Source organism: Romboutsia sp. 13368, from assembly GCF_018336475.1.
Taxonomy (GTDB): domain Bacteria; phylum Bacillota; class Clostridia; order Peptostreptococcales; family Peptostreptococcaceae; genus Romboutsia.
On record NZ_CP048741.1, the window covers coordinates 1323049 to 1323667 of the forward strand.

Annotated in this window: 1 protein-coding gene and 2 tRNA genes; all 3 read left to right on the top strand. The window is 27.3% G+C overall.

Features of this window, described 5'->3' with window-relative positions:
* Positions 1-148: 148 nt before the first annotated feature.
* The 3 genes from G3997_RS05360 (at position 149) to G3997_RS05370 (ending at position 547) form a co-directional block, all read left to right on the top strand.
* Positions 149-286 (top strand): hypothetical protein, encoded by a 138-nt coding sequence (locus G3997_RS05360; protein ID WP_296644087.1) that lies wholly within the window; start codon positions 149-151, stop codon positions 284-286.
* Between the two features lie 91 nt (positions 287-377).
* Positions 378-463: transfer RNA gene (locus tag G3997_RS05365), tRNA-Ser, on the top strand.
* 8 nt (positions 464-471) lie between these two features.
* Positions 472-547 (top strand) — tRNA-Asn (locus G3997_RS05370).
* Positions 548-619 lie beyond the last annotated feature (72 nt).

The window sequence follows — 619 nt, forward strand, 5'->3', positions numbered from 1 at the left end:
TTTATGGTATTAYYYATATACAAATTAGATTTATTGCTATACATATTTTTTATTCTATAAAGTTTTATTTATACGATTTATGACGCTTTAATATTCATTTAATCTATGCTACTATACTTATAAATTTAATACATAAAGGAGCCTTGCTATGAAAAGAAATGAAGTAATAGATATTCTAAACTTTAGACATGCTTGTAAAGAATTTGATACAAGCAAAAAAATAGATTCACAAGACTTAAGRGTTATTTTGGTAAATTTAGCTGTAACTTTATCACATAAAAAATAAACTAAAAACTTATATAATTTTATAATTTGTAAATTTTTCTAAAAAAACTATTGACGAATACAAATAAATTTAATAAAATAATAATTGTAACGGAGAGGTGTCCGAGTGGTTTANNNAGCTGGTCTTGAAAACCAGTGATGCGGAAACGCACCGTGGGTTCGAATCCYACCCTATCCGAAATATATGGGAATATGGCTCAGTAGGTAGAGCAATTGACTGTTAATCAATGGGTCACAGGTTCGAGCCCTGTTATTCCCGCCAGTTTAAAAAACTCTTAGCTTATGCTAAGAGTTTTTTTATTTTATCAAAGTTTAATTTTAGAATATTTTACAT